Source organism: Mycoplasma iguanae (genome assembly GCF_024722375.1).
Lineage (GTDB): Bacteria > Bacillota_I > Bacilli_A > Mycoplasmatales > Metamycoplasmataceae > Mycoplasma_M > Mycoplasma_M iguanae.
The window spans coordinates 1-20,365 of the sequence record NZ_CP102734.1 but is presented as its reverse complement, the minus strand read 5'-3'; the positions used below and the strand labels follow the sequence as shown (position 1 = coordinate 20,365).

Sequence of the window (20,365 nt, the reverse complement as noted above, 5' to 3'; positions counted from 1 at the left end):
CAATTTCTAATGTAAAACGACTTCAAAACAAATTATAAGCATTAAGTTAGTTTTAGGAAACAAAAAATAAAAATAATTGTTAATATAGATCTAAACTAAAACAATTGTGTAATGCTTCTGCTTTCAAAATTATTTAGTATTTCATTTTTTTTTATATCTTTCCAATTCTAAAACTAAAAATTCGATTTTTTCATGAAATTCTTTATCATCAAAGGGTTTTATTTTTTGAGCTCAAATTCATAAAATAATTAAGTAATTTACAAATATTTTTTGCTGGATGATGTATTCATAATCATAGTCATCATATTCATTTAATAGTAAGGTTTCCTGTTGGTCTGTTAATCTGCAACTTTCAATAAAATAAGCTAAATCAAAATGTTTATCTCCTTTTGTTGCATATTCTCAATCCACAATTCATATCTTGTTATTTTTATCTACTAAAATATTTCTATCTCATAAATCGTTATGTAATGGAGTATTTTTATCCATGTTTTTCAAAATTAAATTAATTTTTTTATAGTATTTATTTAAAATTTCTAAATTTATATTTTTTTCATTCAATATTTTTCTATAAGCCTTGACTCTAGCTGCATGATTGGATGCAGGAAAATCTAATTTAGAATTATGAATCGTTTTCATCAAATGCGCCATTTTTACGATGGTGTCATTAGTAATTTCTAATTGTTTTCCTTCAATCCATTCTCAATGAATTTCTGCAGGAGAATTAAAAATTAATTTTGGAACAAAATCAAATTTTTCTAAAATAGAATAGTCAATATTATGATTAAAAGGGTTTTTAATTTTTTCTTGAATAAATAAATTATCTTTGTGATATGAAATATTTGTATGACCAGTTTTTATTTGTGTCTTCATAGCATTAAATTATTACAAAATATTTTATAAAATATTAATAAAAAACCTTTTTTTCAAAATTCTATTTTATTTAAAAGGTTTAAAAATAAGTTAAAAGTGGTAAAATTTTTTATTATATTTTAATATTTATATATACTAACCGTTTTGTTAAATAAAATACTAAAATTTATAAATTTTAATGAAAAAATTTGTAATACGATCAGCGATTTAAAAAAAATATAATTTTTATTTTTAATTATGCATCAGGGAGTTATGATGAGCCAAACAAACAATACTAAAAAAAGTATTAAATTTTTTGCAAGACTAAATTCTAAAAGCAAAAAAAACAATATTGATCCAGAGCAGAAGAAAAAAAATAAAAAACGGAGAAATTGAATTATAGGACTTTCAGTTTTTGGAGTTTCAGCTCTAGCGATTGGTTTAGCTATTGGTTTAACAATTCCTAAATTTGTTAAATTACAACCTTCTTTAGAAGCTGGTGAACCTGTGCTTTATGTTCAAAAAGCTGATAAGAGTAAAGTTCCTTTAACTGTAGGTGAAGTAGAAAAAGTTGCAAAAAGTTTTTTTAATGAAACAGATGGTGAATTAGCAAATACAAAAAGAGAAATTATTTTTTATCTTTACCAACAAGAATATGAAGCTTCATTAGTTTTTCAAAAAGCATGAGATTCCTCACGTAAAAGTGGAGAAGCTTCTAGAAGCTTTAAAATTGACTCATTAGAAGAAGTAAAAGAAAAACAATTAAAAACCGTTAATGATGATAAAAGAAGATTTCAAACAACTTTCGGTGTTAACAACTGAGAAGCAGAATGATTAAAAGAACTAGCGACTGATAAATATGGAAAATCCGCTACAGAAGAACAAGCAGCAGAATTTTTAACTTTAGGTGCTGTAAAATCTACTGCTTTTGCAAGATGATTACCTGTAATGGATACAGCTTTTACTAAGTATGATGTAGAACAAAGAGTTGTAAGCGAAGATATTTATAAAACAAATAAAGATGGAACACGTGGTGAAATATATTTAGCTAAAGGTGATCGTGTTTTTAAAAATATAATAAATACAAAAAATACAACAACTAATCCACTGGAAATAAATGGATTTTTACCAGAAGTGGAGGGGCACGAAGTTTTAGATACAACTAAAGTTACTACTTTTATTACTAAATCATTTATTGATGAATATAGAAATCCTCAAAAACTAATTGAAGAATATTTAAATAAAATTAGTCCTGTTTATAATGTTTCTGAGTTGATTATTAATGCAAAACCTAATGAAACAAATACAAAAGAAGCATGAGAAATTAGCAAAAAAGATGTGATTGATTTATTAATATATAAAATTACAAACTTTAACAATACAAATAAAACTATTGAAGTAAAACAAACCATTGAGTTAATCAATGATTTTAAAGGTAATTTTGGAATTACTACAGAAGAACACGAAAATGACACGTATTTATTGAATGCAATTAATTCATCAAATAACACAAATTACTTAGGTGGAAAACCACTAAGAAATATTTATGATATTTTCAAAGATGAAGATATTCAATATGCTAACTCATTTTTAAAAGAATTATTCCAACCTAAAGATTTAACCACAAACTTTTTTGGTGATTTATTAACAAAATTAAGAACTGCCTTATTCGGAGATAATGCTGATGAATTTCTTCCTAATTCAAGTTCTTTAACAAATAAAACTCCTTTTGAAATTCAAGAGTTAAATACAAATATACAAAAGCAAATTAATGCTTTAAATGATACAAACTTCAAAAATTTAGTAGGTGATGTATTTAAAAATTTATTTGCTTCTGACACAAATGATTTTAGAGTACAAACAAGATATAAAATTGCTGATGATAAATGGATAGCTTTATCATCAAAGGGAATTCATTACATGCTAGTACAAAATATTACAAATGTTAATGAATTTAATAAATTGGTTGCTAAAGACGCTCAACTTGAAGCAAATAAAATTTTTGATAGTAAGCAAAAAGCTACTACTGATTTAGCTTCAATTTTTAGCTTTTATAATGATGAAAACCAAGTGTTTGCTTCTATGATTAAAGATGTAGAAGTACAAAATTATGTTCGTGAAAAATTAAAACCTAACAGTACTGAAGCAGAATGACAAAAATTATTAAATTCATTATTACAAACAGCTACAAAAATTCAAGTTTCTTACTTTGTAGATAAAGCTACTGAAAATCAGAAAAAAGTAGAAACATATATTGATACTGTAATAGACAATAAATTAAATTCTGATTATAATTTTAATACAGCAATTATGGATTATGCTATTAAAGGAAGCGCATCAGGACTTTCTGCAAAAGCTGAAATATACAATACAATTAAAGGAAGAGGAAAAGTTAATGGCCAATAAATTATTATTAAAAAGATCTTTAACTTTTGCTTCACTTCCTGTAATCAGTTTAATAACTTTAGTTTCTTGTTCTGCTCCTGAATTAAGTGGAGAAGCTCAGCAACAAAAACAAATAATTTTAAATAATTATCAAAGTTTAGAAAACAACCTTTTATGAGATTCTATTTTAGAATATCAATACAAAAATGATGATGAAAATTTTAAAGTTTCAGAAGCATTTAAAGATAAAAATAGTAAATTTTATAAAGATGCTTGGGAAGCATTTGATTACTATCAAACAGTATCATTAAAATCTGATCCAGTTTTCTTTATACAAAAAATTAGCCAATGAGCTAGTTTAGGTGCATTGTCTCAAGACGGAACAGCAGAATCTAATTTAGAAACAAACCAAAAACTTTCTTTAAATTATGGCCAAGAATTAACACCACAACAATTTGATTTAATTTGAACTAATACTAAAACTGGAATTCAAGAGCAAGTTAAAAAAATGTTAATTGTTAAAGAATATTTGACTAATGCTAAAGAAGCTGATATTAAAAACTCTACAGAATATAAAGATGCAACAGCTAATACAAGTATTTCCAATATTTATAACAATGTTTTAACAAAACAAAAGGATTTCTTTTTAAACATTTCATTATTAAAAGATCAAATTGCTGATGTTTGAGAATATAATGACAGTAATGCGATTGAAATAGCAACTTACTCAAGATATAGAATTAGTAACTATGAAGATTTTAATGTTTTATCTCAATCAAAACAATCCTTAGTAAATCAAAGACAAGATAGCAAAATTGCTTTAAATACAAATGATTCTATCGATACTTCAAAACTGTTTTCTTATAAAGGTTTACAAAAAGACAAATCTGGTTCAGGGGATATGGATTATTCAATTAATACATTGAAAAAACAATATTTAACCAAAGCGGGATGATTAGATAATACAACTTCAAAAATTCATAGTACAAATGATTTAAATAAAGCTACTTTTTTTAATGGTAAAAATGAAGTTAGTCTTACTTTAAAAGAAGAATCTAAAACCAAAACTAAATTTAACATTACAAAAGAAGATTTCAACTTAAATACAACTTCAATGGATGCAGATATTGATTATGAAATTAGTGCATTATATCCTGATTTTAATTTAAATTCAGTTGAAAAGGTTATTAATGTTGTCATTAAAATGACTTCTAAACAAAATACGCTATGAGTACACTTTTACAGTATAAATGTGGATTGGAGAAATGAAACAATAGTTTATACACCTGCAACAGATCAAAAAGTAAATGGTTATGTTTCTTCACTTTCTGTACAATCAAGTGATGGCAAAGCAATTAAAATGTCATATATCAATAAAATTGTTCCTTTAGCAGATGAAGTGGTGATTACAGGTGAAGGTGACAACAGAAAAATTAACGCTTACTTTACTTTAAACAACACACCATGATCAACTGATAAACAAAAAACACTTTTAGCTTTCGCATTAGTTACTTTAAATGATTCTTATTTAAATTCCGCTCTTAAATTCTTTGAGGACTTAGGATTTAAGGTAATAGATAAAAATACAAAAATTTTTTCATAAGGCAGTAAATTAATATGACAGAAATATTTAAAAAAATTATTTCAAGAGAAATACCAGCAAACATAATTTACGAGGATGATAGGATAATCGCTTTTCTGGATATCAATCCAGTTAACATAGGGCATTTTTTAGTAGTACCTAAAAAATACTCTGTAAACTTAATTGATATTGAAGAAGAAGATTTCATATACTTAATTTCTAAGGCAAGAGAACTTGCATTACAACAAATTAAAAAAATGGGTGTTAGTGGTTTTAAATTGCATGTTAACAACGGGAAAGAATCTAATCAGGAAGTTTTCCATACTCATATACATATTATCCCGAGTAAAAAATAACAAACAAAAAAAACCTTCAGTTAAATCTGAAGGTTTTGTTTTTATTTTAATTGACGATGATGTTATTTTAATTAAACAGTAGATGCTTTTATAGTTTCTTTTTTATTCAATTTTGTTGTACTTTTTGGTTTAAAGTAACTCTTAATTTTTGAAAGTCTGTGACTCATTTTTTCAAAGGTTCTTAACACAACTGCATAATCAAAACCTTTTTCTAGTTCTATAATGTTTGAATTAGAATTTTCTTTGATTCTTGAAACATTATTTTTAAAGTAAGCAATTGATAAATCATCAGTTTGGTTTGTCATTTTTTTAATTTCCAATGATCTTTTTTTACTAAATTTAGTAATTTGTTTAGTAATTTTTTCAAAAATTGATGTATTTAATTCTAGTAATTCTAAAATTTCTGATTGTTGTTTTTCTTCAATTAAAAATGTTTTTTTAGATTTAGAAAAGACTTTATAAATCTCATTGTTAATTTCTTTACTTAAATCATATACATTACCAATTGCTATAGTAGACAACAGTAAACTCATGTGTTCTTCTGTAGCTAAATTAGTAAGTTGTTTTTGACTTAATTTCATTAAATAAGCATAAATTTCTCTTTTTGCTATATAAATAATTTCTGAATTTTCTTGGTATTTTGATAATTCTTGCTGATCTTTTGTTTTTAAGAAATTAGTAATATAGGCAACAGATTCATTAACTTTATTAATTAAATTCATTAAAGCATTCTTAGCTGCTTCTAAGGCCAAAAGTGGTTCTTGATGAATTAATTCTGGGGGTAATAATAAAAAGTTAATTTTTTGATCTTTAGGTTTTGTTCTAAATATTAAATGCATTAAGGAGTCTAGAGGCCCTACCAGTCAAATATATATACTTACTAGTAAAACATTGAACATTAAGTGAGCAACACTTAATTGTAACGTTCCTCCAGATATATTCATTGCTTCAATCATTTTTGCATAAGGTCACATTCCTGCCATTACTAATAAAGAAACAGATAAGTTTGTTAACCCTCAAACAACAGCAATTTTTTTAGAGTTTGTATCTCTTGAAGCAAAAGAAATAATTAAACCAGTAAAAGTTGTTCCAACGTTTGCCCCTAAAACTAAGGCAATAGCTGATCATAGACCTACTATGTCAGGTTGTGATTCATAAACCTTTTGATAAATGGCGACAGTGGCGGATGAGGACTGTAGCATTCCGGTAAATGCAATAGAGAAGAAATAACTTCCGAAGTAGTTTGAAGAAATTCCTAATACAATGTTTTTAAATCAATCTTGATCAGAAATGGCTCTAACTCCCATTCCTAAAATACTTAATGAAAGAAACACTAAACCAGCTGCAAAAATGGCTGAAAATAGTTGATTTCAAGTTTCTTTACGAGCAAAAACAATTCCAAATACTCCTATAAAGATGAAAACATAGAAATAATTTGTAAATTTTAATTGACTTTGGAAAAAGACAATTAAAGAAGTTGTTGCCGTTCCAATATTGGCCCCCAATAAGAAGGCAATGGCACCTCTAAGATCTACAAGCCCAGCGGCCAACAATCCCATAATTATGGCGATTGCTCCGTCTGAAGATTGAATCAAGGTGGTAAAAACCATCCCAAAAAATACTGCAAGTAAACGATTCTTTGCAATTTTTAAAAGAACTTTTCTGAACTTAGGTCCTGCAAGCGCTTTTAGGGAATTACCTAACAATTTAATCGTAAAAACGAATAATCCAATTCCTGCAAGAGCAATAATAATTGCTAATCCAATATCTGAATTACTATTTATGGTAAATTTCAAAATGTTCTCCTTAAATACATTTGGATAAAATAGCTTTTATTCTCCATATTATATAAAAATTATTTTTTTTAAATAATATTTTTAAAAAAATTATTTATCTTGTTCTATTAAGTTTTGTGTTAATCCATAAATGAATAAATCTAAATCAAATTCATGTAAATCATCCAGTTTTTCACCTAAGCCGATTAGTTTTACATTAACACCGGTTTCGTTTTTTATGGAGAGGACAATTCCACCTTTAGATGTTCCATCCATTTTTGTCAAAATAATTCCACTTAAATTAGTTATTTCTTTAAAACCTTTAGCTTGAATAACTCCATTTTGTCCAGTTGTTGCATCAATTGTTAATAATACTTCATGTGGTGCCCCTGGCACTTTTTTTTCAATAATAGCATTCATTTTTTCTAATTCTTTCATTAAATTTACTTTATTTTGTAATCTTCCTGAAGTATCGATGATTAAAACATCATAATTTTCATCTAGTGCTTTATCTAATGAACGATAGACAATTGAAGCTGGATCTGTTTCTTTTTGGTTTGGTGTAATGATATCAACACCAATTCTTTCTGCTCAAACATTTAACTGTTCAACTGCTGCAGCTCTAAATGTATCACCTGCAGCAATTAAAATTTTTTTATTTTCTTGCTTTAATTTGTGTGCAATTTTGGCAATTGAAGTTGTTTTTCCAGAACCATTTACCCCGATTAACATCACAATATTCAGTCTGTCATTTTCGATATTTAGTCTTGTGTCGACTGTGTCATTATTTGCATAAATAACAAAAATTTTATCTGTTAATATTTCACCAATTAATTTTGGATCTGAAATATTTTCTTTTTTTACTTCTTTTTTTACTTGATCAATAATTAAATCAACTAAAGATACTGAAACATCTGACATAATTAAAATTTCTTCTAGTTCATCAAAAAAATCTTCATCAATTTCATTATAAGCATTTTGCAATTCAATAATTCTTTGCGAAAATGAAGAACCTGTTTTTTTCATTCCTGCAACATAACTATCGATTTTTTTCTCTTTAATAAGCTTTTTAGTTAAATCACGGCTTTCTTTTTTTTCTAATTCTTCTTCTGTTGTAATTTTTGAACCGCTAAATAGACGGTCTTTTAATTTTTTAAAAAATCCCATATTGCCACTAATTATATATTAAGTTGATTTTTTTATGTTTTATTGCTCTTCATAAATTTTTAATAAATTTTTGAAATTCTCAAGTACTGAAAAATTCTATTAAAAAGAAAATTATAAAAAGAATTAAAACTATTCCTCCAAAAGCTTGTATGTTGTATGTGGGTCCTGTTTCTAAAAATATATTTAATTTATAACCTATTAATGAGCCACCATATGCACCTAAAAAAATGAAATTTCTTAAAATGTTTTCAAATTTAAAAATAATATTTTTCCACATTTCTTTTTTAATTGAAGGATAAATAAAATTTTTAACAATAAAAAAGTAAGAATAATTTTGCTTTTTTAAATTTCTATAAATTGCTCAATTGATATTGTTAATCATTTCAGAAAATTGTTTTGCAAAAGTTGCCGAAACATTAAAAATCATGATTAAACAAATTAAAAAAGTATGGTGCAAACTAAATAAAGGTGCAAAAATAAAAATTAATGCTACAGTTGGAAATAACCTCATAAATGTTGACAAAACCTTAAAATTTCAATAAACTCTCTTTTTGTTTAAATTTTCATTAAAAAGTAAGGAAAATAAAAAACCTAAAATTACAGAAAATACAATTATTACTATTGCAGCTTGAAAAAGTTCTAAAATAGCTTTACCAAAATTAAAATCAGTAATTTTAAAAATGGGGTGTATTAGTTTATTAAAAAATGCTCTGAATGCTTCTTCATTAAAACTAGATCATTCTAAATTTATCAATGAATAAATGACTAAGGCAATTGTTAATAATAAAAAAAATATTTTAACTATTTTTTTTCAGTGTCAATCTGGATATTTTATTTTTTTTATTGTTTTTTGTTTAAATAAATATTTATTAAAATAAAAAATCAATAATTCAAAAAATAAAAGAAATGCAAATAATGAAAATAAAGGAATTGCAAGTGCTTTAATTCCTACTAAATTATTTGCATAAGTTGAATCAATTAATTGACCAATACCAAGTAAACCAAGGCTAGATAAAATGGTTGTTCATAAAATGTTGGATTCTAACGAATAAAAAAATAATGTTAAAAGTTTGTTATTCACTCGTGGTATAACTTCTGTTATAAAAACCACAAATCTATTTTGTCCTTTTTTTATTTTTTGATAATAACTATCAAATTTGTTGTTATCAAAAATTTCTATTATGTATTTGTGATTTCACAATCAAGAAAATCATAAAATAATTGCAGTAGCTGCTAGATCTCTACTTAAAGAAATTTGAAAAGCATATAAAAAAATTCAAATAGGTAAGGCTTTTAAAAATATTATTAATATTTTAAATAAAAAATAAATTTTATTTTTTAATAAAGATGAAGCCAAGAATCCTGTAAATAAAGCCAGCAAAAAACCAAAAATAGAACCTAGTAAAACATATTGAAAAGTTTTTCAAATTAGTTGCAAACTTATTAATCATAAATTTTGCCCAGGATAATTTGAGTTATTTGAAAAACTAAAAAAATCTTTTATGTTTTCTATAAAATTTTCTAAACCATAATAGTTTAAGCTATTTTGTGCGATAGTAACAAGTGACCACAAAAATATTGATAAAAACAGCAATAAAAATAGTACTTTTCAAACTAATAAAAGTTTTTTTTCTGTTTTTTTATTTTTACTTTCATATCATTCAAAAAAAATATTTTTTTTAATCATTATGATAAATCTCTTTTATTTGTTCTTTTGTTAATTGCTTATTTTTAATAAATTCAATTTTTCTGTCATTTAATAATAAAAAGTTTTTGAAATATTTTTGAGCCAAATCCACATTATGAAGCGACATGATTAAAACTGCATTTTGTTTTTGAGAAATTTCTATTAGTGTTTTAATCACATCTTCAGCATTTTTAATATCTAAAAAATTTGTTGGTTCATCAGCTAAAATTATTGCTGAATTTGCGATAATTGTTTTAGCAATTTCTACTCTTTGTTTTTGACCACCAGATAATTCACTAACTATGGTAAAACTTTTGCCCAAAATATTTAAATGTTCTAAGGTTTTGTAAATATTTTCTTTCTGTTCATTATTTAAAATATTAAATAATTTATATATTAAGTTTTTATGTTTTGTAATACTTCTTTTTATGTTTGTATAAACATTTTCATGCTCTATTAATTGTGTTTCTTGATTTAAAATATTTATTTTTGATGTATATTCTTTAAATTCTTTTTTAGTTTTTTGCTCAATATTTACATCATTGAAAAAAATCTGACCTTTTATTTTGAGTTTTAAATCAAAAATAGAATTTAAGATTGTTGTTTTACCTGCGCCAGATTTTCCTAATAAACAAATTGGATTTTGAGAGTCTGCATTAAATGAAATATTTTTTAATATCCAGCTGTCTTTTTTATTAAAAGCTAGCGTAATGTTTTTATATTCTAATTTATTGATCAACATATTTTTTGTATCCGTTATAACCCACATTTGGGCCATAAATGTCTTGCTGATTTTTTGCTAAATTTATAAAAGTTTGAACAATTAAATCAGCTTGTAGAGAATTAAAGTTTTTCTTAAAAATTCCAATGTCATAAAGATGTTTGTCTGTTACAGTTAAAAAATCGATTTTTTCACCTGTTTTTGTAGTGAATTTTTTATCTGTTTCTTGTGCATCAACATTTTTATTTTTTTCTCATGCAAAAGGTGCTTCATTATCAAGAGAAATAGCGAATCCAGATTTTTGTCCGATATCTTTTAAGTATCCTTTTGAATATTTATCTGGATTTTGCAATTTATCAGCTTCCAAAGAGGTAAATGAATTATTAAAATGTTCCTTTAAAGTTTTTTCAAATAATTTTAAATTTTCAATATGGAGAATTCCGAAGTTTCTAAATTTGTTTCAATCTTTTGCATTTCATGCTGCTTTAATTTCTTTTCTAATTTCTTCTGTACCAACAATAGAAATTTGCCCTCTATAGAAATCAACTGTTTTTTTTGTATCATACAAAAAATTTCAAGTACTTCCTGATCATTGTTCTGTAGTTAATTCTCATTCTTCAAAAGGTTTTTTATCAAACAATTCTTGCATATTTTGCGCAATTTTGAAAGGATCACTTTCAGTACCATCATCAAAATTGAAAGCTTTTGTTAAAGTTTGTAATTTTAATTGTACTGCTTTACTTGTTCTATTTTCGGGGTTTGCATTTAATGCGTGTGTAGAAGAGATAATGGCGAAATCGGATTTATTATTCTGAACATTTTGTAATGTTAAATTATCTTCTGTATTGTTGATAATACTAAATTCAACATCTGGTAATTTACTCCATTCTGGATTTTGATTTTTTAGTTTTTGAAATTCTGTTTTAAAAATTTTAATAAATTCATCAATTTTATTTTGATTAGAATCTTTATCATCTCATCAAGCTTGATTTAAACTCATTGTAACTTTTGTTTGTCATTGACCTTCATTTTGTTGCTGAGGTGCACAAGCAATAAACATACCTATTGCTGTTATTGCTAAAGGGAATAATAAAAACTTTTTCAATTTCATAAAAAATCTCCTTATTTGAAAAACAAGGAGATTATTAAAATATATTAGTTAACACTCATAATTTTAATAAAAAGAACTCACTACGCTAGTGTTACCTAGATCAGTTTATAAGAGTATTTCTCAGCCACGAAGTGGCACCCCTGTCTTTTCTTATATATAAATATGTTTAAATTATAACAATTATTTTGTAATTCTATTTGTTAAAATTTTTCCAACAATTGAACCATCTGCAACAGCTGTAGAAATTTGACGAATATCTTTGACAATAACATCACCAATTGCATAAATTCCTTTAACTGATGTTTCCATGAAATTGTCTACTTTAATAAATCCTCTAGGGTCTAAAATTCCTAAATCTTTAGCAAAGTTTGTTGAAGGCAATTGACCAATAAAAGGGAATAAAGATTTAATTTTAATTTCTTTTCGTTCACCATTCACATTAACAATTGCACTTTCTAAACCTGATTCACCCTTTAGTTCAAGCACTTCTGAATTAAAATAAATTTTTACATTTGATTTTTCTTCTAATTCACGAACTAATCTTTTTTCTGCAATAAATGCTGAATCCTTAACAAATACATGAACTTCTGAAGCAACAGAAGCTAAAAATGCAGCTTCTTCAACCGCTGAGTTACCTCCACCAATAACACCTGTAGGATTTTTACCATATAAAGGACCATCACAAATTGCACAGTATGAAACACCTCTGTGTTCAAATTCATAAATTCCTTTAATTGTTTCTGGAACTCTTTCTTTCATTCCTGAAGCAATTACAATGCTTTTTGATTTTAATGATTCACCATTAGCTAAAATGACTTCTTTATCAAATTCTGAATGTGATTTGATTTCAACAACATCACCGTATAAATATTCTGCACCAAATTGCTTTGAATGTTCAAACATTTTTAAAGCTAATTTGTGTCCTTCAATCATTTTATCACCTGGTCAATTTTCAATTTTTGATTGATAAACTAATTTACCTCCAGGTGCTCCTTTTTCAATGAAAGCTACAGTTAAATCCCCTCTTGAAGCATAAATTGCTGCAGTAAGGGCAGCGGGACCCGCACCAATAATTAATACATCATAAACTTTGTTTTCCATAATACTTCTTTCTTAATTATTTTCATAAATTATTCGTTGATAATTAGTAATTGTAAATTTACCTAATTTGTATTTTTCTTTTGTGTATCTTTGTTTTTTATCAATTTTTAAAGATAATGTTTTGTTTTCGTTCTTTTCTATTACATAAATAAAATCACTTAAAAAATGGAAATATATTAGTAATCCTGAACCTACAACAATATATAAAATTGCGAATACAAAATACATCATATATGCTTCTTCTCTTGTAAATTCCATTGATGCTCGAACAATTCCATAATAAATTAAATACATCGCACCTGTAATTCCTGGTTTAAATCAACCGAAAAAATTGAAAATTCAGACTAAAACAATATACCCAAAAGTTGAAGCTAAAAATTCATAGAAGAATAAAGGAATTCTATAAGCATCTTGGCCATTTTTGGTGATATACATATTGTCTGAAATTCATCATCCTAGTCACTTTGAATGTGAACCATCAATGTCTATCTGTCCAAAAACTTCGTGGTTTGCAAAATTTCCTCATCTACCTATAGCTTGCCCGATTAAAACTGCTGGTAAGATAAAAGAAAAGGCTTCTCTATAATCTACTTCTTTTCTTTTTTTGTATAGATATAATAAATCCAAAATGGTGGGTAAAATTACTCCACCTTGGATTGATAATCCACCTTCATTAATTTTTCATCAAGTGCTTGAAATATTCGAATTAGGAACTCCTAATTGTTCAAAAATAAATCAAAGTCTTGCACCAAGAATTGAAGAAGGAATTGTTATAAAGATTAATGTAAATAAAATATCTACAGAGTATTTTTTCCTCTTTCAAAAATAAACTATTGTTAGAATAGAAGCTACCATTCCTAAAAAAATTAGGAAACCATATAAACTAAATCAATTTGGGATAATTCAAGTAATATCCCCTTCTCTATATGGAATCATTTAATCACCTTTCCTGGATACTGATTTTTTAAAAAAATGCAATATCACTAATTATTTTACTCTAAAATACACTTTTTTAAATTTTTAACTGTTTTTCATTCTTTCAGTTATTAGATCGATAGCATCAACATTATCTTTTTTAGAAATAAATCAATTTACTGCTGCTTCAATTAATGAAGAAGTATTTCTACCACGTTCTACAGGTATTTGGATTTTTTTAATTGTACCATCTAAAATATTGTATTCTAATTCAGCATTTCCTAGGCGATCAAAAGTTGTATCTGAATTAGGGCTAATTAATTCTATTACTAGTTCAATATATAATTTATTTTTTGTTAATGCAGTACCATAAATGTGTTTTATATCTAATAGACCTATTCCTCTTAATTCAAGGATGTCTTTTGTAATGTAATTAGGTCTACCTATAAAGTGATTTCCTAATCTGGTGATATTCACAGTATCATCAGAAACAAAAATATGTCTTTTTTGAACAAGTTCTAAGGTTGCTTCTGATTTTCCGACTCCTGATTTTCCGATGATTAAAACTCCAACACCATTAACGATAATTGCAGAACCATGAACTGCAATTGTTTCTGAAAAATTTTCAGATAAATAAGTACCAATGATTGAAATTAAATGAGATAAGTGATCATTGCTTTTCACTACAGGAATATCATATTTAGAAGCTAAATCAGAAACAAATTCATACATTTTTTTTTGGAAACCAACAGAAAGGATTATTAAAGGTGGTTTTCATTTAAAAATACTAATTAAAATTTCTGTTAATTTTTCTGTAGGTAGAGATTTAAATCACACTGCTTCAGTTGTACCTCAACCAATGATATTTTGAATAAAATTAGTAATTTGAATCGATTGAGTTAATTCTAAACCCAAGCGATAAATTGATGGTTTATAAATATTTCTAAAATGTGTTATCTTATCTCTATTTAATAAATGAAGTTTATATTTAGAAATAATTTTTTCTGCTGAAATACCATTTTTATTTGCTGTCATTTAGAATTCCTTTTAAAAATTGACCTGTAAAAGAGTTAGGGTTTTGTGCTACTTGTTCAGGTGTACCTGTAGCGATGATGTTTCCACCATTAACTCCGCCCCCTTGTCCTAAATCAATTATATAGTCTGCGCATTTAATTACATCCAAATTGTGTTCAATAACAACAATTGTATCTTTATTATCAACTATTCTTTTTAAAACATTTAATAAATTATGAACATCATAAGCGTGTAAACCTGTTGTTGGTTCATCTAAAACATACATTGTTTTCCCTGTTGGTTTTTTTTGTAAATATGTTGCTAATTTAATTCTCTGTGCTTCACCACCGGAAAGTGTTGTTGCTGATTGACCTAATTTTATATAACCTAAACCAACATCAATAATTGTTTTTAACTTATCTTTAATTTTTGCTCTTTGTGAAAAAAAATCATAAGCTTCAGAAACTCGCATATCTAAAATATCTGCAATTGATTTACCACGGTATTTAATATCAAGAGTTTCTTTTTTGTATCTTGTACCCTCACAGTGATCGCAAACTACATAAACATCAGGTAAAAAATGCATTTCAATTTTAATTAATCCATCACCTTGACATTTATCACAACGACCACCATTGACATTAAATGAAAATCTACCTTTTAGATAACCTCTAGCTCTAGCTTCTTCTGTGTTTGCAAAAACATCTCGAATATCATCAAAAACTGTTGTATAAGTTGCTGGATTGGAACGGGGAGTTCTACCGATTGGAGATTGAGAAATTTGAATTAATTTATCAATATTATAAAGACCAGAAATTTCTCTATGCTTTCCAGGAATTATAGAAGCGTCTGATAATTTCTTAGAAATTCCTTTAGTTAAAATTTCGTTTACTAATGTTGATTTACCACTTCCTGAAACGCCTGTAACAGCAATAAATTTTCCTAGTGGAAAATTTACATCAACATTTTTTAAATTATTTTCTTCTGCACCTTTAATAATAATATTTTGACCATTGCCACTTCTTCTTGATTTGGGAATTTCAATTTTAATTTCTCTGGATAAATATTTCCCTGTTAAAGATTGTGGATTTTTCATAATATCTTCCACTGTTCCTTGTGCAATTAATTGACCACCTTCATCTCCTGCTTTTGGACCAATATCAATAATATGTTCTGCTTCTCAAATTGTTTCTTCATCGTGTTCTACTACTAGTAATGTGTTACCGATTTCTACCATGTGTTTTAAACTTTGGATTAATTTTTGATTGTCTTTTTGATGTAATCCAATTGAAGGCTCATCTAAAACATAAAGTACACCTGTTAAATTAGAACCAATTTGTGTAGCTAAACGAATCCTTTGTGCTTCACCACCAGAAAGTGTTTCTGCTTTTCTATTCAAAGAAATATAATCCAGACCAACATTTACCAAAAAAGAAAGTCTTTGCTTTATTTCGTTTAAAATTACACTGGCAATTTCCAATTCCATCTTATTTAGTTCTATTTTTTCAATATAATCTAAGGTTTGATCAATAGGTAAATTACAAATTTCAAAAATATTATATTTGCCAATTTTTACAGCTAAAGCATATTGATTTAAACGAGCGCCATTACACTCATCACAAGGAAAAGTTGACATAAATCTTGTATATCAGTTACGAACATCTTCACTTGATGTTTCTAAATATTTCCGTTCAATTTTATTAATGATTCCTTCAATAACTCTTGTACGTGTGTATTTATTCCCATTTTGAGATTCTAAAGTAAAAGTTAATTCTTCATGCGAACCATATTTAATGATATCTAATTCACGTTTAGTCATTTCTTCAATTGATTTGTTTTTATCAATTTCATAATAATTTAACATAAAGTCAAATTCTTGCCACTCAATTGATTTTCCATTTACAGAATCACCAAAAATTTTTAAAGCGCCTTCATTGATTGAAAGATTTTTATCAGGAACCATTAAATCAAAACTACCTCTTAAAGATAATCCGATTCCTTTACAAACTTCACACATTCCGTAAGGTGAATTAAACGAAAACATTTTAGTTTCAATTTTAGGCATATCAAAATCACCTTTTTCACAAGCATTAGCTTGTGAAAATTTTAATGTCTTTCCACCTACGACATCAACATCCACTAAACCTTTTGAGTAATTTAAAGCAACTTCAACAGCTTCAAAAATTCTATTTTTGTTTTCTTTTGTTAAAACAATTCTGTCCACAACAATACTTATGTTGTGTTTTTTGTTTTTTTCTAAATTAATTTCATCATCTAGATTAAAAATATCCTCACCAATTTTTACTCTTAAAAAACCTTCTCTTTTAAGTTTTTCTAAAACATTTTGATGAGTACCTTTTTCACCTATAACAATAGGTGAAACAATCAATAATTTAGAATTTTCTGGTAGTTGGAAAATAGAATTTAGAATATCTTTTGTTTTTTGTGCTGTTATTTCAGTTTTGTGTTTAGGACAAAAAGCTTTACCTACCCTTGAGTAAAACAATCTTAAATAATCATATATTTCTGTAACTGTTCCAACTGTTGATCGAGGGTTATTATGTGTTGTTTTTTGCTCAATGGAAATTGCTGGTGATAATCCTTCAATTGATTCCACTAAGGGTTTTTTGGTACCACCTAAAAATTGTCTCGCATATGAACTCAAAGAATCGACATAACGTCTTCTTCCTTCTTCATAAATCGTATTGAAAGCTAAAGAAGATTTACCACTTCCTGAAACGCCTGTAAGAACTACTAATTTATTTTTAGGAATTTTTACATCAATATTTTTTAAGTTATTTTCTTTAGCACCTTTAACTGTTATAAAATCTTTATTATCATTCATAAATGGGCTCGACTTCTTAAAGGATTTTCCTTTAATTTTTTATATAGTAAACATCATCATTAATTCAAACCGTTGAGCCAACAGTGACTTTCATACCTTTACCTGTAGGAATTTCGGAATTAACTGTAATTTCATTATTTTCAATAAAAAATTTAGCTTGTCCGCCTGAATCGATGATTTTCATTTTTTTTAATAATTGAGCTAGTTTAATAAATTCGCCCGTAATTATTACATCCATACTTTCTCCTATCCTTTGTGTGGCGCAATTAATTGTTTATTTTTAGGATTTGATTTTGATAATATAAGAATTCTATCAACCTTTTCATTTAAAAAAATGGCAATTTCATCTTCAAAAACATTAATTGCTTCTTTTAAATAACGATAATTTAAACTAACTACTAATTCTTCACCTTTTCACTTAAAATTTTTTGCATAAACTTTTGAAGTTCCTAATTCTTCATAAACTGAAGTAATTAAGAAACTGTCTTTTGAAAAATGCATTTTAATTCGATTATATTTATCGCCCGCAGAAAAAGCTGCTTTACTCAAAAGATCATTTAATTCTTTTTTATTAATTTCTAAAACATATTTTATCGTTTCTTGTTTAGGAAATACATTAGATAAATCTTTATATATTCCATCAAAAGCTTTGATTTGATAAATCTCATCATTTTTTTGAATACTAATTTTCTTTTCTTCTACAATGAATTTAATTATTCCATTTAGATTTGATGACATTAACCTTTTTAAACTTTTTACAGGTAGGGAGATATCAAATTCTTCCTCACAATTAATATCATAGCTTTCGGTAGCGAATCTAAATGAATCAGTTGCATTAATTCTAAGAGTTCCGTGTTGATTAATTAAATTAACATATTGTAAAACTCTAGAGACGCTTTCATTTGTAGAAGCTGCAAAAGATGTGTTTTTAATTAAATTTCTAAAAGCATTCATATCAATTTCAAAACTTATTCCAAAATCATTGAATTCTATAGTTGGATAGTCTTGTTCATCTAAAAGATTGATGGTGAATTCATCTAAATTATTATTAATTTTCAAGCTGGTGTTATTTTGTTCGAATGAAATAAAACCTTCGGCTCTTTTGATAATGTTTTTCAATAAACTAGTGATAACCAAAACTTTTCCCACTTTTTCTATAATTAAATTTTCGCTCGTCATTATTTGTTTTTTTATTGAAAATTCACCATCAGATCCTATTAAAACAATATTATCTGCATTTACTTCAAAAAGAATACCACGCATAGAAATATTTAGATTTCCATAATCTATAGCGATTCCAACATTTTCAAGAGCTTTTTCAATCATTTCTTTCTTTATTTTAAATTTCATTATCTTTCCTTTTTAATAATAATAAGTAATGTTATTTATGTGGATATTCTATTATAAACCTTTTAGATAAACGTTTTAAATTGTTTGTTAGTTTATTCAACTTTACCTATATTTTTTTCAATTTTTGTTAAAGCATATTTTATTTGTTGATCTTCTTTTTGACGTTTGTCGATTTTTGTAACGGAATTCATAATAGTAGTGTGATCTTTTCCGCCAAATATACTTCCAATTTCTTTATAAGTTAGTTCAAGCTGTTTTCTAATAATTCAAATTGCAATAGAGCGAGCAATGTGGATTTCTTTTTTTCTAGATACCCCTAAAATTTCATTTGGTTTTAACTTATAATATTGCGCGACAATTTTGATAATTTTTTCAGGTGTAATATTATGTCTTTCATGTTGAAAAATATTTTTTACAGTTGCATATGTATATTTAATATCAGGATGTTCTTTTGAATAAAATTTAATCATTCTCAAAGCACCTTCTAAAGCACTAATTGAACCATGGTAATTTCTATATATAAATTTTAGGGATTCATCATCTCAATTTTCTGTATTTATACCTTCTTTAGTTAATTTAAACTTTCAAATTTGAATTAAATCATTGTAGTTAGGTTTTCCAAATTCAATTGTTAAACCACCGGAAAATCTTGTGATGAATTTTTCTTCAAATCCACCAAGTTGTTCAACATTTTTATCAGCTGCAATAATGATTTGTTTTTTATTTATGATGTGATTGTTTATAATGTTGAAAAGTATTGTCAAAGTTGCGGGTTTATTACCATAATTTTGAATATCATCAAAAATTAAAACATCATAATCCCCGATATCATCAACGAGTTCATTTATTTCTTTAGTTTCCTTGTTCATAAGTTTTGATGATATAGTTTTTGTGAAAGAATTAGAGTCTATGTATCTAACTTTTTTATTTCTGTTTTCAAATTCATGACCAACCGCATTGATTAAATGTGTTTTTCCCATTCCTGAAGGAGCATGGATAAATAAAGGAGAGTAAAATACTTTTTCATTATTTAAAATTTCTCAACAAGCAGAAATTGCAACTTTGTTATATTCAACTTCACACAAATTATCGAATGTAAAAAAAGGAATTAAAGTTTTTTCCCTTCCTTCTACTTCTTTTATGACTGTTTCTTTTGGATAATTACTTTCAGGGGCTGCTTCAATTTTTTCTTCTATATTTTTTTCAGGGACAATATCATTAACCTTGTTTATAAAAGCAACTTTTTTACCTCTTCAGTTAGCTTTTACAATTTCTTCAATTTTTTCTTTTAAGTAATTTTCAATAATAATTTTTGCATCATCATTAGGTATAAAAAAATTAACGAAATTATCATCAATATCACTAATAAAAATTTCGCTATCAATTAATATTTGGAACAAAAAATGATCCTTAATTTCTGCTCTTAATGCTTTCAAAAATATAGCATTTTGTTCTCTTAAATAGTTTTCCGATTTCATATCACTTAATAATATATTTATAATAA

The 20,365-nt window shown here is 26.2% G+C and carries 16 protein-coding genes and 1 riboswitch; of the genes, 3 read left to right on the top strand and 13 right to left on the bottom strand.

The genetic code is table 4. The annotated features are described in order from the left end of the window. Nucleotides 1-129: 129 nt before the first annotated feature. Nucleotides 130-873, bottom strand: coding sequence for a phosphotransferase (locus tag NV226_RS00080; protein WP_258210881.1), 744 nt, complete (start codon nt 871-873; stop codon nt 130-132). A gap of 255 nt (nt 874-1,128) precedes the next feature. Between NV226_RS00080 and NV226_RS00075 the strand changes: the two genes are divergently transcribed. Genes NV226_RS00075 through hinT form a run of 3 tightly spaced genes read left to right on the top strand, consistent with a single transcriptional unit; the run spans nt 1,129 to nt 5,175 of the window. Continuing rightward, on the top strand, nt 1,129-3,258 hold the full coding sequence (locus tag NV226_RS00075; protein ID WP_258210880.1) for a HinT-interacting membrane complex protein P80: 2,130 nt from the start codon (nt 1,129-1,131) through the stop codon (nt 3,256-3,258). Further along, nucleotides 3,248-4,840 carry a HinT-interacting membrane complex lipoprotein P60 gene (locus NV226_RS00070; RefSeq protein ID WP_258210879.1) on the top strand — a complete coding sequence of 531 codons (1,593 nt, stop codon included), beginning with the start codon at nt 3,248-3,250 and terminating at the stop codon, nt 4,838-4,840. The genes NV226_RS00075 and NV226_RS00070 overlap by 11 nt, the downstream gene beginning before the upstream one ends. A gap of 14 nt (nt 4,841-4,854) precedes the next feature. Beyond that, nucleotides 4,855-5,175: a histidine triad protein HinT gene (hinT, locus tag NV226_RS00065; protein ID WP_258210878.1), complete on the top strand. Its 321-nt coding sequence runs from the start codon at nt 4,855-4,857 to the stop codon at nt 5,173-5,175. 71 nt (nt 5,176-5,246) lie between these two features. Here the strand turns inward: hinT and NV226_RS00060 are convergent, their stop codons facing one another. The 12 genes from NV226_RS00060 to NV226_RS00005 all read right to left on the bottom strand — a co-directional run bounded on the left by NV226_RS00060 (nt 5,247) and on the right by NV226_RS00005 (nt 20,339). Then, nucleotides 5,247-6,971, bottom strand: coding sequence for a Na/Pi cotransporter family protein (locus NV226_RS00060; RefSeq protein WP_258210877.1), 1,725 nt, complete (start codon nt 6,969-6,971; stop codon nt 5,247-5,249). Nucleotides 6,972-7,061: 90 nt separating this feature from the next. Beyond that, nucleotides 7,062-7,976: a signal recognition particle-docking protein FtsY gene (ftsY, locus tag NV226_RS00055; protein ID WP_373423275.1), complete on the bottom strand. Its 915-nt coding sequence runs from the start codon at nt 7,974-7,976 to the stop codon at nt 7,062-7,064. A 148-nt stretch (nt 7,977-8,124) separates the two neighbouring features. Beyond that, entirely contained in the window at nt 8,125-9,804 is a 1,680-nt protein-coding gene (locus tag NV226_RS00050) for a hypothetical protein (protein ID WP_258210875.1), read from the bottom strand. Next, nucleotides 9,797-10,546 carry an ATP-binding cassette domain-containing protein gene (locus NV226_RS00045; protein WP_258210874.1) on the bottom strand — a complete coding sequence of 250 codons (750 nt, stop codon included), beginning with the start codon at nt 10,544-10,546 and terminating at the stop codon, nt 9,797-9,799. Before NV226_RS00045 ends, NV226_RS00050 begins: the two co-directional genes overlap by 8 nt. Next, nucleotides 10,533-11,636, bottom strand: a complete 1,104-nt coding sequence (gene cypl, locus NV226_RS00040; RefSeq protein WP_258210873.1) for an ABC transporter thiamine pyrophosphate-binding lipoprotein p37/Cypl — start codon at nt 11,634-11,636, stop codon at nt 10,533-10,535. The genes NV226_RS00045 and cypl overlap by 14 nt, the downstream gene beginning before the upstream one ends. A 60-nt stretch (nt 11,637-11,696) precedes the next feature. Beyond that, nucleotides 11,697-11,788: riboswitch (TPP riboswitch) on the bottom strand. 28 nt (nt 11,789-11,816) lie between these two features. After that, entirely contained in the window at nt 11,817-12,737 is a 921-nt protein-coding gene (locus tag NV226_RS00035; protein ID WP_258210872.1) for an NAD(P)/FAD-dependent oxidoreductase, read from the bottom strand. Nucleotides 12,738-12,749: 12 nt separating this feature from the next. Beyond that, on the bottom strand, nt 12,750-13,673 hold the full coding sequence (lgt, locus tag NV226_RS00030; RefSeq protein ID WP_258210871.1) for a prolipoprotein diacylglyceryl transferase: 924 nt from the start codon (nt 13,671-13,673) through the stop codon (nt 12,750-12,752). Between the two features lie 84 nt (nt 13,674-13,757). Continuing rightward, nucleotides 13,758-14,687, bottom strand: a complete 930-nt coding sequence (gene hprK, locus NV226_RS00025) for an HPr(Ser) kinase/phosphatase (protein WP_258210870.1) — start codon at nt 14,685-14,687, stop codon at nt 13,758-13,760. Next, nucleotides 14,674-17,511 (bottom strand): excinuclease ABC subunit UvrA, encoded by a 2,838-nt coding sequence (uvrA, locus tag NV226_RS00020; RefSeq protein ID WP_258210869.1) that lies wholly within the window; start codon nt 17,509-17,511, stop codon nt 14,674-14,676. Before uvrA ends, hprK begins: the two co-directional genes overlap by 14 nt. 31 nt (nt 17,512-17,542) lie before the next feature. Further along, nucleotides 17,543-17,749 (bottom strand): RNA-binding S4 domain-containing protein, encoded by a 207-nt coding sequence (locus NV226_RS00015; RefSeq protein WP_258210868.1) that lies wholly within the window; start codon nt 17,747-17,749, stop codon nt 17,543-17,545. 8 nt (nt 17,750-17,757) lie between these two features. Further along, nucleotides 17,758-18,861 (bottom strand): DNA polymerase III subunit beta, encoded by a 1,104-nt coding sequence (gene dnaN / locus NV226_RS00010; protein ID WP_258210867.1) that lies wholly within the window; start codon nt 18,859-18,861, stop codon nt 17,758-17,760. Between the two features lie 92 nt (nt 18,862-18,953). Then, nucleotides 18,954-20,339 (bottom strand): DnaA ATPase domain-containing protein, encoded by a 1,386-nt coding sequence (locus NV226_RS00005; RefSeq protein WP_258210866.1) that lies wholly within the window; start codon nt 20,337-20,339, stop codon nt 18,954-18,956. Between the last annotated feature and the right edge of the window lie 26 nt (nt 20,340-20,365).